The sequence below is a fragment of the bacterium genome (assembly GCA_037131655.1).
In the GTDB taxonomy this organism is placed as follows: Bacteria; Armatimonadota; Fimbriimonadia; order Fimbriimonadales; family JBAXQP01; genus JBAXQP01.
Genome location: JBAXQP010000285.1, coordinates 1 through 3,521 on the forward strand (window position 1 = coordinate 1; position 3,521 = coordinate 3,521).

Sequence of the window (3,521 nt, forward strand, 5' to 3'; positions counted from 1 at the left end):
ACCAGAACCTGCGCTTCTTCGGTCGATGCACCTAAATGCGGTGTGACGACATCCTGAGAGAGATTGATTAGATCTAAATCTGCAGATGGTGGTTCACTTGAGAATACATCAAGCGCTGCACCTGCTACCTTTTCGGACTTAATCGCATTCGCAAGCGCTTCCTCATCGATAATCCCACCACGAGCCGCATTGATAATTCGAACACCGGTTTTCATCATCGAAATTGCTTCAGCGTTGATCATTCCTGCGGTTTCTGGAGTTTTGGGAACGTGCAGAGTGATGAAATCGCTTCTTTTATAAAGATCTTCCAGTGATACCGATTCCACTCCGATCTCAATAGATCTTTCTTCAGAAAGGAATGGGTCGTTGGCGATGACCGTCATTCGGAAAGCTTTGGCACGCTTAGCAACCTCAGTTCCGATGCGGCCCATCCCGACGATCCCGAGGGTTTTCTTATAGACTTCCGTACCAATGAATTTATTGCGCTCCCATTCACCACTGCGAAGGGAAGCATCAGCCTGTGGAATATTTCGGGCTAGCGCTAGCATGAGGGCGAAAGCAAGCTCAGCAGCGGCGATTGTGTTGCCTTCAGGTGAATTGACGACAACTATGCCGCGTTGAGTGGCCGCATTAACGTCGATATTATCGACCCCAACGCCTGCCCGACCTATGATACGCAGCTTTGTACCGGCATTGATGACCTCGGCAGTAACTTTTGACTTGCTGCGAACCATGAGGGCTTCAAAATCGCCGATTTTGGCGATGAGCTGCTTTTGAGTGAGGTCGGGTAGGTAATCTACCTCAACGCCTTGTTTTAAGACTTCAAGACCTTCGTCGGAAATCGGGTCGCTGACAAGAACTTTAACCATCATGCCCTCATTATATCTCAACGTGCAAAAGGAGAATCTTTTCGTACTATAGGCTTAATGCTTGGATGAAGCTGGGTGATTGCAATATAACCAAGCAACGCAAGGGTGCAGCGATAATCGTATAAAATAAAATCCGATAGTTGGGCGATGAAAAATCCTACAATCCCATAAAGCGCCCCTACCCGCCATATATGAAAGTCATCGTGAATTTTTGCATTACGCTTGCCTTGTAGAATAAGGGTTGCAAAAAAGCCAACGAATGCGATTAGTCCAAACACACCCGTTTCCGCTGTGATTTGAAGAAGCATGCTATGCGAGTGAAGAAGGCGTTTAATGTAATTTGTTGGGAGGTAGTGATAAATTGCATCATAATATCGGAACCCACCAACCCCAATTATCGGGTGATCCTGAATAAGCCCCAAAGTTGCTGTGTATTGAGTGAAACGGTAACTTTCTTCAAATAAAGATCCACTTTGAATGAGAGAGATTCGGCCATTTACCTCTTTAGATGAAAGCGCTCCGCCGATTATGATTGCCACTAAGAGCATCCAGACAATAAAATAGCTTTTTTTAGCGCGAAAGAGAATTAGGCTTGTTAATATTATGAAAACCAACATTGGACCGCGAGCAAACGTGAGACATACTGTAGTGAAGGCAATAAAGAAACACGCGAGAGCACCTAATTTGATTCTTCGTGCTGGGTGATAACAAAAGATATTTAGTGCGGTCATGCCAGTTAAGATCGAGAGTGCTCCAAGAACGCTGATACCGATGCCGAATGAAGATGCGCGATGGTTCCAAGCTTCCTCAGCGCTATCGAGTGGGGCAGTTATATAGCGAAAGATGCCGCCAAGCGCGAGGAATACGCCGCAAGCTAGTAGTGAATAGGCAATTATCTTACGCTGTTTTGGGTCAGCAACGGCATTCGATAGAACAACCCACATGAGGCTAAATCGAAAGAGAGACCACAGGGCAGCAAATTCTGCATCGTGCGGTGATTGATAATTGCCAAATCCATAAATAATGGAGCAGATATAAATTGAAGCAAATAATGCGCCCCACCATTTCCCAAAGGTGAGGATACGTTCCCTTCGAAGTAATTTCGGCAGAAGGATAGCGATAGCCGTAGCAATAAGGACTCCATCAAACGGAACGACACCAATTTGGAGCATGAAGCCTGGCTCAGGTGAGCGAGTCATCAATACCATTTGCCATCCCTCATGTACTTCGACATAGCGAGGGAAGAGATAACAGAAACCAAGTAAGTAGGGAATTCGCCATACGGGCATAAAGGGGATAACGATTAGTCCAATTCCAACAAATAAAAGACCGGCGAATTGCATCGTGTTTGTGAATGCCAGCACCGGCAAAGCAGTTGCAGCAAGAATTAGGCATGCAAGTTGTGCAGGCCATGCTCTCCTATTCCAATTGAATGTCTGAATATGGTTGGCTATCATTTTACACTTTTAACGGTTTCTGCATCACTTTAAGGCAAATCGTATAAAAGGCTAATGCTATTAACGATGGAGCCATTACTTCAACGGCTAATACGATTGTTTCTGTTGGTGGAATCCAAAGAAGGAGTTTCGAGAACCATATTCGAGCGGCTCCGACTGATAAAACTCCGAGTAAGCAGGCTGCGCCTGCAGTCCAGCCGTTCCGCGATATCCACTTGGATGCTGCATCTTTATCTGCGGCATAAAAGAGGATGGAAGCGGTGATTGTGGTTACTATGCTGGTTCCTGCAGCGATGCCGGGAAGGCCATAGCTTCTGACTAATATGGCATCAAGCACGATATTCAATGTCACTGCCAACAAAGCCGTTTTAGTTAGAAGTTGTGTTCGCCCTTGTGCGTTGATGTAACGAATTAATAGGTGCAGAAATGAAATAGACACTACAGTTGGGGCTAGACATATCATAGCGCTGGTGGTTAGAGATGCTGCTGTAGCATCGAATTTTCCTCGCTGAAACATGAGGGAGACGATAGGTCCGGCAAAAAGTGCTAACCAAACTGCGAGAGGGACGGTTATGGCAAGTGTCCATCTGGAGGCTTGACGCAAGCTTTCCCCGCACTCTTTGGTCTGTCCTTGAACTTTTAAAAGACTGAAACGCGCAAAAAGGACGGTGGCAAATGTTGCGCCAAAAAGACTCGAGGGTAAATTCACTAAAGTCGAAGCGTACCCCAACGCAGCAACATTGCCTGTCGGTAGAATTGAAGCAAAGGCTCTGTCTACTGCCACACTCGTTTGCCCTAATGCGCTATAGATGAGTGCGGGTAAGAGCGCGCGATAGACTTGCTGATGTAAATCAATAGGGCGTGGTGTGTCAAGTGTTCCTGCTTCTATCGCTTTCTTTCGACAACGCGCATTTACTGTGAATTGCATGATAGCCTGTACGGTTAATGCGGCTAGAACTCCCCAGCACAAAGAGATGGGGTCTTTTCGGACTAAGACAAGAAAGCTCAGCACTCCCAAGTTTAAGACAAACCCATAGAGAGCTGGAATTAAGAAACGTTCACGGGCATTATTGGCTGCACCTGAGATACCCACCGCAACCGCCAATGGCAGGGAAGGTAAGAGCCATTTGAAATAGTAGGTTGCTAGACGCAGTGTTTCCGGGTCTGTACGTTGGACATAGCATCGAATGAATTG

At 46.3% G+C, this 3,521-nt stretch carries 3 protein-coding genes; all 3 read right to left on the bottom strand.

Annotated features, from left to right (window positions below):
• A partial coding sequence (locus WCO51_11240) for a hydroxyacid dehydrogenase (GenBank protein ID MEI6513829.1) occupies positions 1 to 869 on the bottom strand: 869 nt, incomplete at its 3' end.
• Between the two features lie 17 nt (positions 870 to 886).
• Positions 887 to 2,326, bottom strand: a complete 1,440-nt coding sequence (locus WCO51_11245; GenBank protein ID MEI6513830.1) for an O-antigen ligase family protein — start codon at positions 2,324 to 2,326, stop codon at positions 887 to 889.
• 1 nt (position 2,327) lies between these two features.
• Positions 2,328 to 3,521: lipid II flippase MurJ (locus WCO51_11250; protein ID MEI6513831.1), on the bottom strand; the 1,194-nt coding region annotated here is incomplete at its 5' end.